Consider the following 16,907-nt stretch of genomic DNA (forward strand, 5'->3'; position numbering starts at 1 on the left):
TGATTAGGCAACAGTTTCACTTGGACCGTGACCGTCTGTGACATGTTTACCCCCTCGTTTTTTGTTCTTCGACATCCCATTGTTTTGGTTCTTTTTGTGTGTCTATATCCACATTATATCAAACATGCGTTCGCATCGAAAGAAGAAAAGAATGAATTATTCGCTTTCATCCCACCCCTAAAGGAGTGGGCTTTCCCGCTCATTAAAGTTGTAGGATATGTAGTATTTGAAGTTGCGGCGGAAATTGTAACGATTGTTCAAATATGGCGCCATCAGTGTACTGTAAAGCATATTACCTTCTGTTTTCCCTAAAAGAGAAGCGGTCGTCTTCTGGATGAATTCTCGTTTTGTATCATCAAAAAAACGGTCAATCAACTCTTCCTTTACGATAAGCGCCTCTGTTATACGGTCAGATACTTCACGGTTGTGGTAAGACTTCGTGAAGTTATCATAGAGAATGTTGAACAAGACGAGCGGAATCATGACCCCAATCAACGAGTTGATGATTGAAATATAAAGGCTATTCCAGGTGAAGGTCCCGGTGAAAATGGTGAGGAAAATTGCGGTTATCAGCAACAGAAACATCGCCACGAAAAATAAAATGCTGATATTCTTGAACGATTTCTTATACTCATTCTTGTCGTACATATGTATATATGCCTCCTGCTTATAAACTACTATTATTTTACATCTATCTGCAGGAAAGCGGTAGACTAGGAGGCAAAATAACTTTAGCTACTATGTTTTAAAAGCATTCACCAGCGAATGAGCGCTGCTTTTTTCTCTTGTGCTGTCCCAATAAAGCCTGTAGTCAGACAGGTTAAGCAGAAAAACCTATCGCAGCCATGCGATAGGTCCCTATATCAAACCTCGAGATGTACGAGTCCGTATTTGGCTGCTGGTTCTCCGCTTCGTTTTGCCCACCATTGGTTGCCGTAGTCGAAATGCCACCATTCAGCAGGATAGTTTGTGAATCCTGAAGAGGTCATCACATGGATCAATAACTTGCGATTTTTAAGAAAGATTTCCTCTTCCTCACTCAGTTTTTCACCATCTGCTTTCCTTTCATCATAATAATGTGTCCAGGCTTGTTCTTTGAAATCATCAAACCCTGTCCCCATAGGAAGTGGATCACCATTTCCATCAACGATCGTCACATCTACGGAGCCTCCAGTGATATGGGGGGCTGGTGCCGCTTCACTTTCTGAAGGATAGGATACAAATTGCCGGGTCCCTTCACGGAGTCTTTCCTCTGACCATTCCGGATGTTCCTGCGAAAGCTTCATCAGATAAGAATCATAGAGTTGCTTTTGCACGGCGAACGGTCTCCACCCATCCCAAATCATCAGTTTATGACCATTTGGCAGATTTCTAGCCGCATCCACCAGTTTGATCGCTACCTCACGCCGGACATAACAGTCGTTCAATGCACCTGGAAGACCCATTTCGTGATATTTCGGTACAACAACCAGCAACTCAGAATCTACATTCTTCAAAGAGATGAGCTCTTCCTTGTTTTCTCTGATCGGCACCTGCTTCCAATCCTCCAGCGGCTGAACATGTGGTACGGGATAGTCGTTTCGATTCATTGAGAAAAGCCTCCATTCTTAAGGACTACTTGCTTATGTAAATCATGCTGTCAATTTTTTAAAGTTTAGTAAAGTATTCGTTTCAGATGTAAGTTTTTGTTGGTCTACCATTCTTCTGCCCTAGTCACGCAAAATCAAAACCTGGACCTTCTAATAAAGTAAAACTGAAGCCAAAAATCGCGATATTACTAATTTCGGTCAACACCCTTACACTTCCTGCTTTTCAACCCGATAAAAACGCAAAAAGAGGCGGTCCTATAAGTGTCAGGACAGCCTCTTTTGCATACAACTGCTTATTGATTTGAACCTAACTTACTTTTGGATCCGCCTTTTCCTCCGCTATGGAGAGAAAAGAGATTCGAATCGACAGAGAATGTCAGGGATTCGCGCTCACGCTCTCTCTTAAGCGCCAGCTGGATCATATCACTCGTCAATTCCTTGAACGATTTTCCTGTGGGCTCCCAAAGATAGAATGAGAGAGATCCAGGAATCGTGTTGATTTCATTTACATAAACGTTATCAGTCGTTTTATCGATTAAAAAGTCGATACGAGAAACACCGGAGCACCCCAATGTCTGGAAGGTCTCCTTTGCAAGTCTCTGCACCTCGGCAGTCTTTTCAGCAGAAAGTTCTGCAGGGATCTTCCGGTTCGTACTCTCCATCCCTTTAGAAGCGCCACCGCCCTTTGAAGAGCTACCCCCGCTTTGATATTTATCTTGATAGGTAAGGATATCTGTGCTGCTTAAAACTTCCTCGCAGACTGAACTTTCAGCTTCTTCATAATCACCTAAAACCGAGCAGTTGACCTCTTGCAAGCTTGTCACCATTTTCTCGACGACGATTTTTGTTGCAAATTCCATTGCGAGTTCAACAGCCTCTTCAAGCTCTTCACGATTTGTCGCTTTGCTTATTCCGACACTGGAACCGAGGTTAGCAGGTTTTACGATGACTGGATAGCTCAGTTCACCTTCGATTTTAGCGACCAGTGCCTCCTGATCGTTCATCCATTTTGATGAATAGAACCATACATAGTCCAGAATCGGCAAACCTGAATCACGTAGAATCTGCTTCATCATCACTTTATCCATGCCGACTGCAGAGGAGAACACGTCACATCCGACATAAGGAATTCCGTGAAGCTCGAAGAATCCTTGTAAAATCCCGTCTTCCCCAAACGTGCCGTGGATGACAGGGAAAGCGACATCGATTTCTGAGATGAGTTTCTTACTGAACATGCCTGTTGTGTGCTTGTTGATGACAGGACGTCCTTGCTCATTAGTCGTAATCGTGATCCGCTCACATTGCTTCAACAGTTCATTCAGATTTTTGTAGTTTTCAATTTCTAAGAGCCCTTCGCCGGTATACCAGTTCTTATTTTTGCTGATATAGATCGGAATCGGTTCATAACGGTCACGATCCATCGCGTTGATCGCTTGCAGCGCTGAGATGACCGATACCTCGTGCTCTACTGATACGCCGCCAAAAAAGACGCCGACTTTGATTTTCATTCAATCCAACCCCTATTCGTTAAATGTATCTGGAAGGTCGTTTTCAATCAGAACGACCGTTTTCTCTTTTGTGATTTCGTTCATTTTCATGATCGCTTCATCCAGATTACGTGCAATATACGTTTGATCTTCTGGGTATTGTTCTTCTTTCAACCCGTCTTGCAGCGGAATCGTTTGTTTCTTACCGACCAGGATCACATAATCACACACTTTTGCTGCATGCTGACCGAGTTTCTTGTTCAAGTTATATTCTTCTGGACCAAGCTCGATCATTCCTGGTGTAATCAATACTTTATATCCATCCATCTGACCCAATACATCGAGCGCCATTTTCGAGCCGACTGGGTTCGAGTTGAAGGCATCATCAATGATCGTAATATTGGATGAGTGCTTTTTGATCTCCATGCGGTGCGGCACCGGTGCAATCTTTTTCGATGCTACTTCAAGCTTTTTCGCTGGTACACCAAGCTCGGATGCAGCAGCCACTGCCGATAAGATATTATAGACGTTATGCTGCCCAAGCAACTTCGTTTGGATATGGATGGTCGTACCGTCCTTTTTTACTACAGTGAAGGACGTTCCTTTGGAAGTAAACGTGATGTTTTCCGCTCGATAATCCAAATCATCCGCATGAATCCCATAATAGACGACACGTGCCTTGCTTTCCGGTGCCCTCCACATAGAATTCTCGTCATCCTTATTTAATAATGCGATTCCATCATCAGGCAAGCTATCGACAAGCTCGAACTTCGTCTTCTTGATTGTATCAAGGGATCCGAACGTTTCTAAGTGCTGTTCACCGATTGCTGTGATGATTCCGTATTTTTGTTGTGCAATATCACAAACATCCTTGATATCATACTCCTGCTTTGCTCCCATTTCCGCAATGAAATATTTATGGAAAGGTCTGAGCATTGTACGGATTGTGATCGTGACACCCATCGGCGTATTGTAGCTTTCCGGTGTCATCAATACGTTCGAATGTGATGAAAGAAGCGTATTCAGGATATGCTTCACACTCGTTTTTCCATAGCTCCCCGTGATCCCGATCACCTCAAGATCTTGAGATTGCTTGATGATACGCTTTGCATCGTTCGCATACCCTTGAGCAATACTCTTTTCGATTGGCGAATTGATCGTGTTACCCGCCATCACGACGTAATAGCTCAGGATGTTCAAGGCTACATACGTAAGCAATAGTGGTACCAATGCCACTTGATAAATCAATTCGAAATAAAAGCTGAGCACCGCGACTAAAACGACCAAAATACCGACAGTTGCCATCAAACGCTTGACACGTGCTGTCACGACAAGCTTCTTCTTTTCTTTTCCAGTCTCTCTTAATAAATATAAAATCAAATAAAGGCCGATAAATAAGAGGATCGCTACATTATCCAGAAAATCGACAAATGCGATCAGCACTGTCAACAACGGAATGAAGTCACGCTTCCGGAACACTTTCTTCCGGTTTTCTTTAATCCATTTCTGGAACCGCTCATTACGATATCCATTTTGCTGCAGCATATGGATTGCCTTGCGGAGTCTGGACCATGTATAGAGGCCCCAGAAGACAACCCCGATTAAAAACAAGAAACTAAGCATCTTTCCACTCCTTATCCTTTTCAAGGTAGTTATCGATAATGACAAGAAATTCGTTCAGTTTTTCCAAGTATGAATAGTGTCCTACACCTTTAAGGACGACCAGGCCCGCATCAGGAATCGCCTTCTCCATGATCTTCGCATCCTCAACCGGGGTAGCAGTATCGTTTTCTCCCCAGACTAAGAGTGTCGGTGCCTGGATTTCTGGCATGAACCGCTGCAGGTCTTCGTTGACGACTTTCACCATCGTCTGCTGCATGACGCCTGATGCATTTTTATAATCAGCCGATCCAAGTTTGCCTTTCACCTTGGTCAAGATCTCTTCTTTATAGTTTCGAAGCACAGGCAGGTTCAGAAGATTTTTGAAGAACTTATACGTATAGACTTTGTAATAATAGCTGAATTTACGCTTCGGTTTTACACCAGCACTATCTACTAAAATGATTTTATGCACTTTATTGTGCGCAGCATAACGAATGGACACTCTTCCACCAAAAGAATGTCCGACAAGAATTGGATCTTCTATGTTCAAATCGTTTATGAATTGTGTAAGCATGTCGGTGTATGCTTCTACATCCCATGCCTCTGGCGGCTCTTGACTCTCCCCAAAACCAGGAAAATCAATGGAATAAACTTTGAAATTCTTTTCTAAAAAATTATGGACAGGCTCGAAACTCTTCAGGCTTGTTCCCCAACCATGCAGTAAAAGGATGTTTCGTCCTTCACCTGACACACGGTAATTGACACTTACGCCCCCGATATCTATTTTCATTGATGAAAACGCTCCTTATACCTAATTTATATATCAGTTCATTTTATTTACGTCATCTTATTTATATTATCACACCTTGTGCTTTCGATGACATTCCAATCAACGATTTTTCGCCTCATCACAATATATTTCAATATCCTAAAAGATGAAAATTAAAACCAATTTCTTGTAATCTGTTTTTTAAAATACTCCCAATTCATTCTATACTTTTCGATACGGGGATTTCATTTAGGGATGTTTCACCTCAAGTGAAGGTCAATGGAAACATTTTATCAAGATTTGATATAATAAAGGGAATCTGAATAAAGGAGTGAGTTTCAATGAGTAAAAGCAACGCCTGGAAAAAGCGCAGGAAGATGGAGCGCGAAGGCAGACGGAATCCCGAATGGAACCGCAGCGACTTTGCATTGATGGACTTGAGAAGCCGAAAGACGAAAACGAAAAAAGAAAAACTGAATCAGCAGAAGCATAAAGGCCGATTATCTGACCGGAATTACGATCATGATAACGGCCTTTTGTATTTAGGTCTTAAAATTTTCTGTAAAATTCACTCCCTTTTCGCGGGCAATCCACAAGCCTCCTCGCTCACTTGCACAAGATGTGATGGCTTCGACGTTCCCTATAGGACGTGGTAGTCGAAGATCCGTAATTCGCTGTGGGGTCACGTTTAGCTCGTTTTTTCTGGTGACCTGTCGCGAATTTCTTTTAATATGATTCGAGCTTACATATCTAAAACAATCTCTTGTATCTCTTTGACTGGAGTGATTCCTTGATATATTCCTTCCTTATCCTCAGTAATCCAATATCCTTTTACCCCAAGATTACGAGCCAATTCCATATCGCATATTGAATCTCCAATGATGATAGAATTTTTCAAATCAATGGAAGGATACCTTGTTGTTGCTTGATCGATCATACCCCGCTCAGGCTTTATACAAGAACAGCCTTCACTTCTGCTATGTGGGCAGAAAAAGATATCAAGCACCAAAACTCCACAATCTTTCAATACCTTGAGTATTCGGGCAGTGATGTTTTCGTATTGTTTTTTTGTAATGATTTTCTCATTGATCAAATATTGGTTTGTAATGATGATGATTTCATATCCCCGGTCTTGAACCGCCTTCAAAGTCTCAATTGAACCATCAATGAACTCTGGAGTATGGATTTTACTCCATTCATGGTCCGGGTAGTCGCAAATAATCGTTCCGTCCCGATCAAAAAAAGCAACTTTCATTTAATCCTCTCCAGTGCAATTTCAATACGCCTAATCAAGATATATTGTCTAACTCTCCAATTTCCGTCTTTCTTCGTCTATTCTTTCTACATCTATTCGTTGAAACAATGGCTCAACCCTTTTAAGACGGAGCGATTGAACTTCTGTATATTTCCAGGATGGTGCTTCAAGAGCTAATAATTCTTGAATTTTACTAGAAGAAAAAGGCAGGAATGGAAATAAGAGATTGGATAGATTCACGATGATCTGCGTGCACGTGTTCAGCGTTACGGCACACCCCGCAGGATCTTCACTCACCTGTTTCCAGGGTTGTTGTTCGTCGAAATACTTGTTACTGGTCCGGATGAGTTCGAATATCGTTTCCAGCCCTCGTTTGAATTCTCCTTTTTCAATATGAGTTCCGGCTGTTTTGTACGTCTGTTTCACTTTTTCAAGGATAGCTTGGTCCGGAACTGCCTCAGGGAGGTTCCGACCAAATGATTTTTCAATGAATTTCAGTGTCCTGTTGACGAAGTTCCCGTATGCACCGAGCAGTTCACTGTTATGACTGTAAATGAATTCGCGCCATGAAAAATCAGCATCTCTTTGCTCCGGGCCATTGATGGTAAGAAAATAACGGATCGAGTCAGCCTGGTACCCTTTTAAAAGATCAGGTATCCATACTGCCCAGTTCCGGCTTGTCGACAGTTTCTTCTTTTCAATCGTCAGGTACTCACTTGAGATGATATGGTCTGGTAGTTTCAATTCCCCAAGCCCTGACAGAATCGCCGGCCAAATGATCGAATGGAACGGAATATTATCTTTCCCATGTACATAATAAGCCTTTGTTGATGCTTCTTCCCAAAATGGTTTCCAGTCTTTCCCCTGAATCTCCGCCCACTTTTTGCTCGCCGTCAAATACCCGCTTACAGCCTCGATCCATACATAAATCTTTTTATCCTCAAAACCTTGAAGCGGAACATCCACACCTAGCTCAATATCCCTTGTAGCAGCACGGTCGATCAGACCCTCTGACAAATAGCGTTTCGTGAGCTGGATGGCATTCGTTCGCCATCCTTCTTCTCCTTCAGCTTTTTGTACAAGTTCTTCTAGCATTTGTTGGAAGTTTTTCAATGCGAAATAGAAATGCTCCGTTTCTTTCACAATCGGTTTGTTGCCACATAACTTACAAGTCGGCTCCACCAAATCCGCTGGATCCAAGATCGTGGAGCAATGATCACACTGATCACCTCTCGCAGACTCGCCGCACACTGGACAAAAACCTTCTACATATCGGTCTGGTAAAAACTGTTGATCCGTTTCACAATAGCTCTGTTCGACCTTCTTTTTATAGAGGTAGCCATTTTCAAGTAGTGCTTTGAAAATATGCTGAACCTCCTGATGGTGAAAAGGGTCATCAGTGCGGTTGTATAGATCATATGAAAAACCTAGATCATGGAATGATTTTTCGAATTCATTATGGTAGCGGTCTGTGATTTCTTGTTGTGAAACCCCTTCCTGTCGGGCTCGGATGGCTATCGGTGTACCGTTACAATCACTCCCTGAAACGTAAAGCACATTCTCCCCTTTCAGCCTATAATAACGGGCAAGTATATCCCCCGGTAGCAGACTAGCAATATGACCGAGATGCAGCGATCCATTCGCATATGGCCAAGCTCCTCCAATATAAATATTCATATTCAATTTCCTCCTTTTTATTAAATCTCAGTGTGAAAAGCAGTTTGTCACCATACTCCTTGCATTTGTCGTGATTTTTTGGATTCTTGTCGTGATTTTCTGGTTTTGTGTCGTGATAAAATGAAAAAATGTCGTGGTCCCTCGAAACCAGACCGTAGCTGCTGATCAGGGATTAGTAGCGCTTCCTTTAAAAATAAGGCTCTTTTCTTAAAGATTGTTGCCTTCGGGGTCATTTACTGTATAAACCACCTTTGCGAAATCAAAAATAAAAAATCCCCGCCCGAAGACAAATGTCTAAGGACGAGGATTGATTCTCGTGGTACCACCTTGTTTTACTGACCGTTCACACGACCAGCCTCATGAAGTACGGAGTGATCGACTACACACTCTTATACTCTGACATTTTTAACGGATGCCAACTCCCGTCACACCTTACTAATGTATATGCACGTTCAAAGTGAAGTTCAGAGGCCATTTTCAATCCGTCGTTTGACGCTTCTTTTCAGCATACCGAAGCTCTCTATGGAAAAACGGGCGAATCTACTTTCCTCATCAAAACCTTTAACCCTATCGTTTTCGTTATTATTACAGAATATGGAATAGTTGTAAAGTGCGTTCTCATGAATTTACTGGGTACATCTAATTTCTTTTTTCAGGTTTTCATGTATTCAGAAGCTCCTGCTGAGTACATCAAATTTCTTTTTTCGCGTTTACATGTACTCAGAAGGCTTCGCTGGTTACATCAAATTCTGTTTTTCGGGCGTTCATGTATTTAGAAGCTCCTGCTGGGTACATCAAATTTCTTTTTCCACCTTTTCATGTACTCAGTATCATTTTAGAGCAAAACAAAAAACCCCCGGTCTGGAGGCTTTATTATTCAAGCATGCATTTTCGGCATGGCGTCTCTTTGAAAGCCGGTTCTTGAGCATTCCAATATTGGACCCAGTAATAGCTGCCATTTGCTCCGTTGTTCGTGATGACCTTCTGCACGAAGCTCTCCTCTTTGATCCAGTTGCATTGAACCGAGTGTACTTTAGTTGCTGTCGTGTCCAATACAATAAAATACCCCGTACCTTGCCGTTTGATGTGTTGGAAATCATTCAAGTGTTTGACAAGCCTCATCTCGCCACCACCCAACAATAGATTTACAAACTAATGGTACTATTCCCTAGTGATGTCGAAAATCCTTTATTTCACTTAAAGAAAGTATAGATATACTTTCTTCAGTATAAGGGCAACTAATGGCTCAGTCTACACCTAAGGCTGGACTTTTCCAAGTTTTCTTTAAATAGGAAAAATGTTGTTTTTCTTATTTATCAATACATTTTACGATAGATTTTGTTCTGATAAGAGTGGAAAGCTGATGACTGGCTCATCTTACGTTTTTCCATCAAGTTGTTGAAGCGGATGATTTTTTCATTCAAACGTTTGGTCAAATCCGACCTTTCCTTTTCGTCTCGGCAAACGGCGATCAATTCTTCAAGCGTGGCCATTTCTTTTTTCAACTGGACTTCAGGTGGAACAAATCCACCGTTGTTCAAAATTTTATAACTGAGACGGAGTTCATCCGGTACGCCAGTAAGATCATCTTTCGGGAGAGGCTTCCCCTTTCCAGGCAAGTTCTCGAATTCACCTTTTTGCAAAGCCGTTTTGATCTTTTCTTCCGCAATGCCCGCTGAAAAATCCATATCATCACCTCTTTGGATTGATACTTACAGTTTACCAGATAATGACTTTGGAAAAAGTCGCAAATATGAAAAAGTGCTGAATCATTCAGCACCTTTAAAGACTTACTACACCTCAAGCACTTGTGGAGATTTTTCATCAGAGTTCATGAGACGGAAGAGGGTCGGCTGGATTTCAAGAACGATATAGTTCGGATCATCCGGTCCCTCAAACCATTTTTCCATATGACTCGTCCAGAGCTTTTCTTTAAGTCCACCATCTTTTTTGATGACCGCTTTTCCTTCTACTTCCACATATGCGTCCCCAAGTCCATCGCCGTTATATCCGAGGAGGATATGTACATTCGGATTTTCATCAATTTCTTCCGCTTTATGCGTATCCTTATCTGTCGGTGTATACAGTGTCAATCCATCATGATGGAAGGTCATATAACGCGAGTGAGGCTTGTTGTTCTTAACGGTTGCGAGCGTCCCGAACTTGCTGCGATCAAGAACACTCAGCACTTTCTCTTTAAGATCCTTCTGTGCCACTACGTTCACTCCTTTATTCAGCATGTTCTATTACTATTCCATCTGGATGGTGAAATTAAACACCTCTGCAAGCTCTATTATTAAGGATTCAAGAAATTTCGAGCATAATCCTAGAATTTCAGCAGAGAATCCTAGAATTTTCAGAGATAATTCTAGAAAATAGTAAGAAAGTTTCGTACATTCCCGGAACAAAAACACCCAGGCAATTGAAAAGGCTTGAGTGCTTTTGTTTGTCTATGTTGTTGCAGATGTCGCTGATGCATTCTGTTTCATGATCATCGTGATTCCCATGACGACCGCAATCAATTCCTCATTCGAGAGGACATCAGAATTATTTTCCAATTTATAGGCCGGCGACTCGAAAAAGCCGCTGATCTTTTCAAAATGTGCCACGACAGTATCATCGCCATCCAACACACGGTATTCCTTCGAAAAACTTTCCGACTCGATCCGGTAGACACCCCGGTCATACACTTCATACTCATAGCGTTTTGCAAAAAAAGCGAAGCGCTGTCTCAAGAGTCCGATTTCATTGTCTTCTTTATCCGTAACAGACCATTTCGCTGAAAAAAAGCGGAATCCTCCGCGTATGATCACCTCACCAGCAGCATTCAAGACATCCATTTTGGAGGAGAAAGCACTTTTCAAGTCAAGCTTTCCAACTTCTTCTTTATTACTATTGAAAATCTGTGTCATGCCTGCTGAGAAAAAGTTATCGGAGAAATACAATTCATTCGTTTCCATCATCATCACCTCTGCCAATATATACGAAAAACAATTGGAAAAGGTTTCAAATCCCTAATGCGTCAATTTGTAGATTTCTTCCAGAACAGGCATTTCTTCTTTCTCCTTTTCGGTCACTCTGTCCCAGAGGATGCCGGTCGGCTTTTCGTACTCGTTTTTCGTCTTGATGAATTGTTCTTCGGTGGCGATATAATCGACCGTAAGATCATAGGCATCCCTCGGCAGATCATCATCCACAAGCTGGGTCTGATGGATCGTCGTAACGACAGGAACAGCAGGGTTTCCAAGCTCGCGGATGATTGCATATTCCCTGTCAGCGTAACCCTCCCCTTTTCCGAGTCTGCGCCCGTCCTTATGAATCGCCACAGAACCGACGACAATCAAATCGATCGTTGGCATCTCTTTCAAGGGGATGACCTTTCCGTATGTATGGATATGACTCAAGCTGGCAGCTTTTTTCTCCTCGCCATCCGGCACCCACTCCGGTTTTACCATGATGAATCCGTCCTTTAAACGAGGTGTCGGGACAAGCAAGGTTTTTCCGTCGATCAAAATCTGTTTTCGAATCGGGAGCTGGGGTGAATCCGGGTTGACTTTAATCACTTTCGCTTTCTTATAGTCATCCATCTCGGTGACGAACGCTGCAGCTTTTTCGGCACCTTTGAAGTTTGGGATCCGTCCTTTCAACGGAAAAGGAAATCGCCCCGCTTTTTCTTCTGTCATGGTCTCCCAAACGCGTTCACGAATTTCATCTTTTGATTTCATCGGTTTCCCTCCTTTTTCTATCTTCAGAAAATGGGTCGAACTCTGATATCTCGACGCTTTTTCAAACCCAATTGCCTGATAAAAGGCAGCTGCCCCGGTGGTATCGGTATGCAGAACAAGCTCGGTAAAATGCAGTTCTGCATGTTCGATGATTTTGTTGACGAGCAGTTTTCCTATTCCCATACGGCGATGCGATCTGGTTACATAGAACCGTCTTAATCGTCCTACCTTCGGATTATCGGCAAAAGGATCGATGTTCAACCCTCCGATAGCGATCATTTCATCTTCCATCGTAAAAACTCCGAACAAAGCCTCTCCTTGCATTTGGAATGTATTTTTCCCGTTTTCGTATTCATTTAACAAGCGAATGAGAAATTGGAAACCCTCTTGCTGGCTTTCTTTTATCAAATTTGAGAGTTCTGGCGTCTGAAGTTCAGGAATACGCACTATTTTAAAACCATCCACCTTTTCACCCCCCCTAAGGTCGATAGCCATATGCGAAGTTGAACATGAACAACAAGAACAAATACAAATGGACGACCGCGATGAATGCTAGAATGACAAGGAACTTCGTCAAAATTCTTTCAACCAGGAAAAACCATCTATAAAATATGTATAAGATAAGGGGTATCAGTGGAATGAAGTAGAATAATGAAAGATCATTCGTCCAGGCTGTATTTTTATCCCAAAATTCTTTTGGCACAGGTGTTGTATGGTATTTTTCATAGATTGATTCATGCCCGTATATGAAAATCGTAGTAACGACTCCATAGTAGACAGTGATGATCATCTTCATCACTCTATTCAGGGTACGGATGAAGAGAATTGGAATTAAGATGATTGCCAGTGTGATGGCAAGACCTGTATACTCTAACAAAATGATAACCCCTCACAAAATATTATTTACACAGATACTAATATATGGAAATATTATAACAAACGCTAATCTACGATACTACTGATAAAGTGAGGTGATGGCCATGTTCGCTCCTGATCGGTTGCAAGACTTCCAACTGTTTTCAACTGCGCATCTTGTTTTCATCTGTGTGATGTTTTTTACAATTCTACTTATCTTCATGTTCCGGAAAGAGCTTCGTAGGAACAAGTCTACGAAACAGGCAATTCGGTGGGGATTTCTAGCGATATTGATTCTTTCCGAGGGCAGTTATCAACTCTGGAGTCTGGCACACGGCATCTGGAATCCGCGGTGGCATCTCCCTCTTCAGCTCTGTTCAATCAGTGCATTCGCCATCATCTACTTATTGTTGAAACCGAGTGAAGAACGCTTTCAAGTGGTTTACTTCATGGCCTTGATTCCACCCTTTTTAGCGGTTTTGACACCAGATTTACTCTACGGAAATCCGCATTACCGGTTTTTCCAATTTTTCATCCACCACATCACACTGCTCGCTGCCGTTTTCTTTTACCTGATCGTAGAGAAATACCGACCAAAGCGGTTCGCCATTTTAAAAGCAGCACTGTTCATCAATCTGCTTGCACTGCCAATATCTTATCTGAACAAAAAAATCGGAGCGAACTACATGTTCCTCGAAGGTCCACCGGTAACCAGCACACCGCTCAGCTGGTTTGGGGAAGGTCTCTGGTACATCGTCAACCTTGAAATCGTGATGATCGTCACCTTCACGTTGACCTATCTTCCATTTGTTTTAGCAAAAAGACAGCGCAAAACCTTCATTTAAGGGAAGAATGTATATTGAATTCTGCTGGATATTGTTTGTTAAAAAAATATATTTTTCAAGACTTTCCGATTGTCTTTCTCTCGAAATGGTACTAAACTGTTCTTACTTAAAGTTATTCCCACCTTGAATCGAGGTCCTGCATATGAACGACAATCAAAAGAGAGAGCAAGTTGCCGGAGTTTCTGCCGGTGCTGGAGCCTACATATTATGGGGGTTTTTACCGCTGTATTGGAAGCTCATCAACCATGTCCCGTCAGAAGAGATTTTAGCTCACCGGATGATCTGGTCATTCGTCTTCATGCTGATCGTCCTGGGCATTTTAAGAAGACAGAAAAAGTTCACTCAGGAATTAAAGGAACTCTTCGCCAATCGGAAAAAGTTATTAGGATTGATCTTCGCGGCTGTCTTCATCACACTCAACTGGTACACGTATATTTGGGCTGTGAACAACAATCATGTCGTGGAAGCGAGCCTTGGCTATTACATCAACCCACTTGTCAGCGTACTATTAGGCGTGCTTGTTTTAAAAGAACGGCTTTCCTTCTGGCAGATCATTTCGTTCATTTTAGCAGCGGTCGGTGTACTGATTCTCACCATACATTTTGGCAGCGTTCCATGGGTTGCGATTTCGCTCGCGTTAAGTTTCGGCTTGTACGGGTTACTGAAAAAGCTGGTCGCTCTCGGTGCTTTGACTGGGCTGACGATCGAAACGTTGTTCATCACACCTGTTGCGCTTCTGTATGTCAGCATGCTTGAAGTCAATGGAACAAGCGCTTTTCAATTTGCTGATCTGACGACGACACTTCTTTTGATCGGAGCCGGGGTTGCTACAGCTGTTCCGTTGCTGCTTTTCGCTACAGGTGCAAATCGGATCTCGTTATCTATGATCGGTTTTCTGCAGTATATCGCACCAACGATCATGCTGTTTTTAGGAATTTTTCTATATAATGAGGTATTCTCCCAAGTCCATCTGATTGCTTTCATGTTCATTTGGATCGCACTCAGCATTTTCACCCTCGCGAACACGAGGCTGCTAGCCAGGTTCGAGCCACGACTCACAAAAGCTAAATCGTATCACGGGTAAAAATGTAAGCCGGTCTCCTTTTTTTGGTGGCCGGCTTTTTTTAGTTGCTATTTACTTTGACTAGCTGTCACTGTATAGAAAGATATTCATGTTTTCGTTTTCATCCACTGTTGCCAAAAGTATATCTTTCAATTTTATGTTTTTATATGTAATGGAAAGTTTATTCATCAGCCATTCTTCATCTTTTCCGATTTGGTTCAATTCTTTGTATTCGATCTGCCTCTCTCTTATGATCGTTCTAGGCATTTGAAATGGTCTGATCGGTGTTCCAAAAGAGGAAGTTGTAATTGGTTGATTTTCAGTCTTTAAAAAAATCGAAACATCTCCGCCCGGTTCCCACAAGGCAAGAGCAACTTTCTGTATATCTTCAGTCTTTTCTTTTCTTAATTGCGATAAAAGGTCATCAATCGATATCCTTGCTTTATTCATATTTTTGTAAAGGATTTTCCCATTTTCGATAAGAGGTATGGGGGCTGGTGTGAATAATTTTCTTACTTTAACTGAACGTAAACTTAATAATATCCCCGATACATATAGCACTACTATGACCCCCATCGTAATCATTGATCCCTTTAACCCTAATCCCTCATCAGATAATGGATGGGCGATGATATTCCCAATCACCAGGACAATGACAAAATCGAGCAGGCCGACTTGTGAGATGGATCGTTGTCCCATAATTTTAGCTAAAACAATAAAAAATACGAATCCGACAACCGCTCTGTAAATCCATTGAACAGCAGTAAGAGATTCTTGAGAGCTGAAGAAATCCATAAAAAACCCACCTCAACAGGAAATTCTAGTGTAGTTTTCTCCAATCTCTCTGTTGTTATGAAAAATGATTTCAATATGCTGTGCATGATCAAACAAATGATAATAGCCGGGCTCCTTTTTGGCGCCCGGCTACATTTTGCTTATTGGAATTTTTCAGGTACTTGATCTAAAAGCTTGATTGAAAAGACATAGACATGCTCAAAGTCTGCGATCTTTTCCAAGAATTCTTCTTCGTTATCTTCGAAAAGTGAGCCTGGAACTGAAAATTCAGAGTGAGTATGCTTGAAGAGTGCAGCTAATTTGACAGGCTGATCAAACTCCAGGTGCATCGTACCGCCCCGGCCCATACCAGCTAAAACGGTTGCACCTTCATCTTCGATCAAACGACTCGTTGAAGATGAACCCCCCCCATTCAAATGAGTGAGGACGAACCGCTGGTGAGTTTCTTGTTGCTCTGCTTCTCCATTCCTCTCAACCACACCACTAAAACTGGCCGCTGCAAAAACGAGTCGATTTGTATTGGAATCGACTTCTTCCCCCGTTGGGAAATACGAACCGAATCCAGCTGCATCTTCCACTTTCTTTCCTTTTTTATAATGTTCAACAGTCAGCTCGATCATCTCGGCATCTGTATCGTTCATTTCTAGATCATATACATACGAATAATCGGAACCACCCGCCTGGAGCAGTTGTTGTTCGCTTTCACTCAGCTCTGCCGATTTCAGTGTGGGTGCTTTTTCTTGTTGAACCGAACAAGCTGACAACAAAAGGATACCACCGATAAAACCAAGTCTCCCCATCCATCTCATTCTTAATCCCTCGCCCTAATCGAAAATCAACCCACTACCATTTTAGCATTTTTTTCCTGATCGATGCCGAAAAGTATTTTTAAAGAAAACTAGGCAATGCCAAGCCTTCGCTTAGGCTGAGCCTTTGTTGCGTTTATAAAGAAAAAACTCAACTTAGGTTGAGTTTTCAACATTATCATCCTTTAAAAGCTAATGAATCGGTTCCATGTGGCTCTTCGATGACGGGCGTGGCTCAATTATCTACAAAAATGAAGGAGAAATGAAAAAAATATGAAAATATCTACAAAAATAAGATTTTATCTACAAAAACGGTCTGGCCCCCTTATTTTAGACACGACCTTTAAATTTCTTTGATTTTCTTAGTTTTTTATAAATTGACCACTATTTGTGGCGAAATCCCTGCTTTAAAGCGCTCGTAATACTGTACTGGTGCCAT

The 16,907-nt window shown here is 42.0% G+C and carries 18 protein-coding genes and 1 other annotated feature; of the genes, 3 read left to right on the top strand and 15 right to left on the bottom strand.

From position 1 onward, the window contains the following. Positions 1–177: 177 nt before the first annotated feature. The 5 genes from N8M93_RS22335 to N8M93_RS22355 all read right to left on the bottom strand — a co-directional run bounded on the left by N8M93_RS22335 (position 178) and on the right by N8M93_RS22355 (position 5,468). Positions 178–648, bottom strand: coding sequence for a hypothetical protein (locus N8M93_RS22335; RefSeq protein ID WP_261134848.1), 471 nt, complete (start codon positions 646–648; stop codon positions 178–180). A gap of 215 nt (positions 649–863) precedes the next feature. Next, the gene (locus N8M93_RS22340; RefSeq protein WP_261134849.1) at positions 864–1,589 is read right to left on the bottom strand and encodes a M15 family metallopeptidase; all 726 of its coding nucleotides are present in this window, start codon (positions 1,587–1,589) and stop codon (positions 864–866) included. Between the two features lie 293 nt (positions 1,590–1,882). Then, positions 1,883–3,097 carry a D-alanine--D-alanine ligase family protein gene (locus N8M93_RS22345; protein WP_261134850.1) on the bottom strand — a complete coding sequence of 405 codons (1,215 nt, stop codon included), beginning with the start codon at positions 3,095–3,097 and terminating at the stop codon, positions 1,883–1,885. Between the two features lie 12 nt (positions 3,098–3,109). Further along, positions 3,110–4,699 (bottom strand): UDP-N-acetylmuramoyl-tripeptide--D-alanyl-D-alanine ligase, encoded by a 1,590-nt coding sequence (gene murF / locus N8M93_RS22350; protein WP_261134851.1) that lies wholly within the window; start codon positions 4,697–4,699, stop codon positions 3,110–3,112. Beyond that, positions 4,692–5,468, bottom strand: a complete 777-nt coding sequence (locus N8M93_RS22355; protein WP_261134852.1) for an alpha/beta fold hydrolase — start codon at positions 5,466–5,468, stop codon at positions 4,692–4,694. Before N8M93_RS22355 ends, murF begins: the two co-directional genes overlap by 8 nt. A gap of 320 nt (positions 5,469–5,788) precedes the next feature. Here N8M93_RS22355 and N8M93_RS22360 point away from each other — a divergent pair, with 320 nt between their 5' ends. Beyond that, positions 5,789–6,103, top strand: a complete 315-nt coding sequence (locus tag N8M93_RS22360; RefSeq protein WP_261134865.1) for a hypothetical protein — start codon at positions 5,789–5,791, stop codon at positions 6,101–6,103. Positions 6,104–6,189: 86 nt separating this feature from the next. Here N8M93_RS22360 and N8M93_RS22365 read toward each other — a convergent pair whose 3' ends face one another. From N8M93_RS22365 to N8M93_RS22400, 8 genes are all read right to left on the bottom strand, one after another. Further along, positions 6,190–6,702, bottom strand: a complete 513-nt coding sequence (locus N8M93_RS22365; protein WP_261134853.1) for an HAD-IIIA family hydrolase — start codon at positions 6,700–6,702, stop codon at positions 6,190–6,192. A 48-nt stretch (positions 6,703–6,750) separates the two neighbouring features. Further along, a complete protein-coding gene (gene metG, locus N8M93_RS22370; RefSeq protein WP_261134854.1) occupies positions 6,751–8,379 on the bottom strand; it encodes a methionine--tRNA ligase in 1,629 nt (542 codons plus the stop codon). A 293-nt stretch (positions 8,380–8,672) separates the two neighbouring features. Further along, positions 8,673–8,944 (bottom strand) — a binding site (T-box leader). Between the two features lie 308 nt (positions 8,945–9,252). After that, on the bottom strand, positions 9,253–9,501 hold the full coding sequence (locus N8M93_RS22375; protein ID WP_261134855.1) for a hypothetical protein: 249 nt from the start codon (positions 9,499–9,501) through the stop codon (positions 9,253–9,255). Between the two features lie 194 nt (positions 9,502–9,695). After that, positions 9,696–10,067, bottom strand: a complete 372-nt coding sequence (locus N8M93_RS22380; RefSeq protein WP_261134856.1) for a DUF1992 domain-containing protein — start codon at positions 10,065–10,067, stop codon at positions 9,696–9,698. Between the two features lie 105 nt (positions 10,068–10,172). Beyond that, on the bottom strand, positions 10,173–10,595 hold the full coding sequence (locus N8M93_RS22385; RefSeq protein WP_261134857.1) for a pyridoxamine 5'-phosphate oxidase family protein: 423 nt from the start codon (positions 10,593–10,595) through the stop codon (positions 10,173–10,175). Positions 10,596–10,829: 234 nt separating this feature from the next. Further along, positions 10,830–11,339 carry a hypothetical protein gene (locus N8M93_RS22390; RefSeq protein ID WP_261134858.1) on the bottom strand — a complete coding sequence of 170 codons (510 nt, stop codon included), beginning with the start codon at positions 11,337–11,339 and terminating at the stop codon, positions 10,830–10,832. 54 nt (positions 11,340–11,393) lie between these two features. Continuing rightward, positions 11,394–12,569, bottom strand: coding sequence for a 5-formyltetrahydrofolate cyclo-ligase (locus N8M93_RS22395; protein ID WP_261134859.1), 1,176 nt, complete (start codon positions 12,567–12,569; stop codon positions 11,394–11,396). Positions 12,570–12,582: 13 nt separating this feature from the next. Continuing rightward, positions 12,583–12,981, bottom strand: a complete 399-nt coding sequence (locus tag N8M93_RS22400) for a hypothetical protein (RefSeq protein WP_261134860.1) — start codon at positions 12,979–12,981, stop codon at positions 12,583–12,585. Between the two features lie 103 nt (positions 12,982–13,084). On the opposite strand from N8M93_RS22400, the gene N8M93_RS22405 reads away from it, so the two are divergent. Beyond that, complete coding sequence (locus tag N8M93_RS22405; RefSeq protein WP_261134861.1) at positions 13,085–13,804, top strand: TIGR02206 family membrane protein; 720 nt, start codon at positions 13,085–13,087, stop codon at positions 13,802–13,804. Between the two features lie 142 nt (positions 13,805–13,946). Further along, positions 13,947–14,888 carry an EamA family transporter RarD gene (gene rarD, locus N8M93_RS22410; protein WP_261134862.1) on the top strand — a complete coding sequence of 314 codons (942 nt, stop codon included), beginning with the start codon at positions 13,947–13,949 and terminating at the stop codon, positions 14,886–14,888. Positions 14,889–14,948: 60 nt separating this feature from the next. Here rarD and N8M93_RS22415 read toward each other — a convergent pair whose 3' ends face one another. Together N8M93_RS22415 and N8M93_RS22420 are read right to left on the bottom strand one after the other, a co-directional pair. Further along, positions 14,949–15,662 (bottom strand): DUF421 domain-containing protein, encoded by a 714-nt coding sequence (locus tag N8M93_RS22415; protein ID WP_261134863.1) that lies wholly within the window; start codon positions 15,660–15,662, stop codon positions 14,949–14,951. A gap of 140 nt (positions 15,663–15,802) precedes the next feature. Further along, on the bottom strand, positions 15,803–16,471 hold the full coding sequence (locus N8M93_RS22420; protein WP_261134864.1) for a hypothetical protein: 669 nt from the start codon (positions 16,469–16,471) through the stop codon (positions 15,803–15,805). Between the last annotated feature and the right edge of the window lie 436 nt (positions 16,472–16,907).

The organism is Bacillus sp. Marseille-Q3570, from assembly GCF_946151055.1.
Classification (GTDB): domain Bacteria; phylum Bacillota; class Bacilli; order Bacillales; family Fictibacillaceae; genus Pseudalkalibacillus.